Here is a 4,711-nt window from a genome sequence, read left to right on the forward strand (position 1 = left end):
GGGTCTGACCGGTGCGGGCGGCGGTGGGGGCGGTGACATCGGCCGGCTCGGCATCGTGGGCCTGACGGCCGGCGGCGACACCGGGGTGACCGGTGGCGACACCGGGGTGACCGGTGGCGGCAACGGGGCGACCGGCGGCGGCACCGGGTGCGACCCGACCGGGGGAGCCGGCGGACCGGACCACTGCCGAGTCGCCGGCGGCACCGGGTAGGGCGTCGTCGGGGGCAGCGGAGGCAACTCGGCGGAGGGCAGGTCCCAGCCCCCGGTGTCCACGCCGGCCCACGGGTCGACCGGGGTCTGGTGCTCCGGCAGCCCGACGGGCACTGCTTGCGGCGGCGTCGGCTCGGCCGACTCACCCCAGGCGGGTCGACGCGGCAACGGGGGCGGCACCGAGGCCGAGCCGCTCCACCTGGGCGCGGGGACGTCCTCGGTGGCGGTGGCCTCGGGCTGGTCCGACGGCTCCGGTTGGTCGGCAGCGGTGGGCTGCGTCGAGGGTTCAGGCTGGTCCGACGGTACGGGTGGGGAGGTCGGCTTGTCGGCGGCCGCCGGATCGCGGTCCGGCGGTGTGCCCGGGGTGCTCCCGTCGGCCGGCCGTGCTCCCGGCTGAGGCTCGGGCATCGCGGCAATCTCCTCTCGCGCCGGTCCGAGGTTAGTACCGCGTCGCCACCGCCGGACGGGCGCGTACCCTTGGGCATCATGAGTGCCCCGTCCTTGACGCCGCGCGCGGCCGCGACCAACTCGGTCTGGCCCCAGCTCGAGCCGCTGCTGCCCCAGGTCTCCAAGCCCATCCAGTACGTGGGGGGCGAGTTGGGCGCGGTCACCAAGGACTGGGATGCGGCAGCCGTGCGCTGGGCGTTGATGTATCCCGACGCGTACGAGGTGGGCCTGCCCAACCAGGGCGTGCAGATCCTCTACGAGGTGCTCAACGAACTGCCCGACACCCTTGCCGAGCGGACGTACGCGGTCTGGCCGGACCTGGAGAACCTGATGCGTACGCACGGGGTCCCCCAGTTCACCGTCGACGCGCACCGGTCGGTACGGAACTTCGACGTGTTCGGTCTCTCCTTCTCGACCGAGCTGGGCTACACCAACATGCTCACCGCGATCGACCTGGCCGGCATTCCGCTGCTGGCCGCCGACCGCACCGACGCCGACCCGGTGATCGTGGCCGGTGGGCACGCGGCGTTCAACCCGGAGCCGATCGCCGACTTCATCGACGCCGCGGTGCTCGGTGACGGCGAGGAAGCGGTTCTGGAGATCACCGCTATCGTCCGGGAGTGGAAGGCCGAGGGCTCCCCGGGTGGGCGTGACGAACTGTTGCTGCGGCTCGCCCGCACCGAGAGCGTCTACGTGCCGCGCTTCTACGACGTCGACTACCTGCCGGACGGGCGAATCCAGCGGGTCGTGCCGAACCGGGCGGACGTGCCGTTCCGGGTGCACAAGCGCACGACGATGGACCTGGACGCCTGGCCGTACCCGAAGAAGCCCCTCGTGCCGCTGGCCGAGACGGTGCACGAGCGGTACGCGGTGGAGATCTTCCGGGGCTGCACCCGGGGCTGCCGGTTCTGCCAGGCGGGCATGATCACCCGTCCGGTGCGGGAGCGGTCGATCACCACGGTCGGGCAGATGGTCCGCGAGGGCCTGGAGTTCTCCGGCTTCTCCGAGGTGGGCCTGCTGTCGCTCTCCTCGGCGGACCACTCGGAGATCGGCGACATGTGCTCGGGCCTCGCCCAGCAGTACGAGGGCACCAACGTCTCGCTGTCGCTGCCGTCGACCCGGGTGGACGCCTTCAACATCGACCTTGCGCAGGAGCTGTCCCGCAACGGGCGGCGTACCGGTCTGACCTTCGCCCCGGAGGGCGGGTCCGAGCGGATCCGCAAGGTCATCAACAAGATGGTGTCGAAGGAAGACCTGATCCGCACCGTCGTCACCGCCTACAGCAACGGCTGGCGGCAGGTGAAGCTCTACTTCATGTGCGGCCTGCCCACCGAGACCGACGAGGACGTCCTCGAGATCGCGGAGATGGCGCACGAGGTGATCAGGGCCGGTCGGGCCGCCACCGGTTCCAAGGACATCCGCTGCACCGTCTCGATCGGCGGGTTCGTACCGAAGCCGCACACCCCGTTCCAGTGGGCCGCCATGGAGCGTCCGGAGGTCATCGACCACCGGCTCAAGATCCTCAAGCAGGCGATCAACTCGGATCGTTCGTTGGGCCGCGCCATCGGCTACCGCTACCACGACGGCGAGCCGTCGCTGATCGAGGGACTGCTGTCCCGGGGTGACCGGCGGGTCGGCTCGGTCATCCGCAAGGTGTGGGAGAACGGCGGCCGGTTCGACGGGTGGAGCGAGCACTTCTCCTACCAGCGCTGGGTGGACGCGGCGGCCGAGACGCTGCCCGCGTTCGGGGTGGACCTCGACTGGTACACCACCCGGCAGCGCGAGGAGCTGGAGGTCCTGCCCTGGGACCACCTCGACTCCGGGCTGGACAAGGACTGGCTCTGGCAGGACTGGCAGGACTCGGTCAGCGAGTTCGAGCAGGACGACTGCCGGTGGACGCCCTGCTTCGACTGCGGCGTCTGCCCGTCGATGGACACCGAGATCCAGATCGGCCCCACCGGTAAGAAGCTGCTGCCGCTCACCCCGCTGGGTGGCAACGGCATGAAGGTGCCGGCGAGCGACCACTCCGCCTGACCTCGCCATCGGGGCAGCGCCGGGTGGCGCTGCCCACTACTCTCCACTTCCGATGTCATCCAACGGGTCCGCGTCTCGCGGGCCCGTTGGCGTTGGTCGGGTCCCACGCCACCTCGCCGTTCCGCTGCATCGACATCTGTCGTTGTGCGTCGACGGCGAACGGGGGCTGCCCCGACGTGGTCAGACTTCGATACGCTGCGTCTGACATGGACCGACCCGGCGGGTCGGGAACGGGGGAGGAATCGCATGGGGAGCATCCCGCCGCCGAGCACCGGCGATCTGCACGTCAGCGTGGAGGACCTGGACGCCGCGGCCGAGTACGTCGAACGGCTGAAGCAGTACGTCGAGGACACCCTCAAATACGAGATGGAGCGCATCAAGGAACGGATGAAGGGCGACAGCAACAACGCCCAGACCGTTCCGAACGGCACCCCGTTCGGCGCGTACGAGGACGCCCGCATGCAGTGGGCGGCCCTGACCACCTCCACCGGCAACATGGAGGCGCACCTCACGACGCTCGCCCAGAAGCTCGCCGCGTTGAAGCAGGGCACCGAGGAGATCGCCAAGGCCTTCCGCGACACCGAGGCGCGTAACGCCGCCAACGGCAAGGAGATCGAGCGACTGCTGGAGTCCGCCGCGCCGCCGCCCACTGCCGGCGGCACGCCCACCTACCCGTACACGGCCTGAGGGGGACGGTCATGGCTGGAGGAACCTGGGAGCGGTGCGTCCGTGAGGTGACGCTGTCCGCGGACCCGGAAACCGTTGGTTCGGTCGGAGCGGGGTGGAACAACCTCTCCACCGGCCTGCAACACCTGCGCGACGCGCTGGTCGGCCGATCGTTCGTCGGGCCGATCGCCACCGGTCAGGAACGCCCGCACGTCGGCGGCCTGCCCGGGATGCTCGCCGGTTGGAAGGGCAGCGGCGGTGACGCGTACCGCGAGCACCTGGGCACGATCGGCAAGCAGATCGAGGATCTGATCACCGACGCGACGAACGTCAGTGGCGCCTTGATCCGGATCGAGAGCGACATCCGCAAGTCGGTCTCCACGATCCCGATCCCGCTGATGGACGACTTCGGCTTCAACGAGTGGAGCCTGCCCAACGGCACCGAACTCGACGACGCCCGCGACGGCGAGAGTTCGTCGGGGTTCCTCGCCGCCCTGCGGCAGGACTACCAGAACAACCCGGCGTCGTACGCCGACGGCGCGTTCCGCGACAAGGCCGACGACCTGGAAGCGACGATGAAGGTCGACGGGCAGGCCGGCGACCAGAAGCGGGGCGGCTGGTGGGACACCAAGTCCCACCTGGACAACTGGTACCGGGACAATCAGCAGGCGGCCCACGCGGCCATGTCGCCGCTGCCCGCAGCCGTGTACGCGGAGCGTCCGAAGCTCACCGTGGTCGCGCCCAACACGGACATGAGGGAAGACGACCTCCGTCGCGACACCCGGGTTCCGCCGACGGGCCGGCCCGACGTCGGTGGTGGCGAGTTCGGCGGAAAGCCGGACGTCGGTGGTGGCGGGCCCACCATCGGCAGCAGGCCACCGGGCATCGGTGAGGTAGGCGGTCCGACGTCCGGCGTCGGCCCGTTCTCGCCGACCGGGCCGGGTGGGATCGGGGACGGCTCGCCCTCCGGCACCGGTCAGTTCACGCCCCCGTCGACCGGCTCCGGCTATCCGGATGGCGACGACGGCTACAGCAGCGGCCTGGCCGGAGCGAGCCCGAGCAGCATCGGCGGCCTCGGCGGCGGCCTCGGTGGCTCCGGGGTCGGTAGCGCCGGTCTCGGTGGCGCCGGCGGTGGTTTCGGGGGCGGGCCCGGCGTGGGCTCGGCCGGCGGGATCGGCGCCGGCGGCGGGCTGGGTGCGGGCGGGATCGGCGTCGGCGGCATCCCCGGCATGGTGGGTGGCGGCAACGGCAAGCTGCCGCCGATGACCAGCGCGGCGAACGCGAGGTGCCACGGCTGCTGATCATCGTCGCGCTGCTCGCCGGGTACGGCTGGCTGATGCTGCCCACGCTGCGT

At 71.0% G+C, this 4,711-nt stretch carries 3 protein-coding genes and 1 pseudogene; 3 read left to right on the forward strand and 1 reads right to left on the reverse strand.

All coding sequences use genetic code 11. From position 1 onward, the window contains the following. Positions 1 to 618, reverse strand: a pseudogene (locus ACWCO3_RS31750) (hypothetical protein); the annotation flags it as partial. Between the two features lie 78 nt (positions 619 to 696). On the opposite strand from ACWCO3_RS31750, the gene ACWCO3_RS31755 reads away from it, so the two are divergent. From ACWCO3_RS31755 to ACWCO3_RS31765, 3 genes are all read left to right on the forward strand, one after another. Further along, positions 697 to 2,691 carry a TIGR03960 family B12-binding radical SAM protein gene (locus ACWCO3_RS31755; protein ID WP_145779372.1) on the forward strand — a complete coding sequence of 665 codons (1,995 nt, stop codon included), beginning with the start codon at positions 697 to 699 and terminating at the stop codon, positions 2,689 to 2,691. A gap of 246 nt (positions 2,692 to 2,937) precedes the next feature. After that, complete coding sequence (locus tag ACWCO3_RS31760; protein WP_145779373.1) at positions 2,938 to 3,378, forward strand: hypothetical protein; 441 nt, start codon at positions 2,938 to 2,940, stop codon at positions 3,376 to 3,378. Positions 3,379 to 3,389: 11 nt separating this feature from the next. Next, positions 3,390 to 4,658, forward strand: coding sequence for a hypothetical protein (locus tag ACWCO3_RS31765; RefSeq protein WP_450013573.1), 1,269 nt, complete (start codon positions 3,390 to 3,392; stop codon positions 4,656 to 4,658). Positions 4,659 to 4,711: the final 53 nt, after the last annotated feature.

Source organism: Micromonospora sp. NPDC002411, from assembly GCF_053592955.1.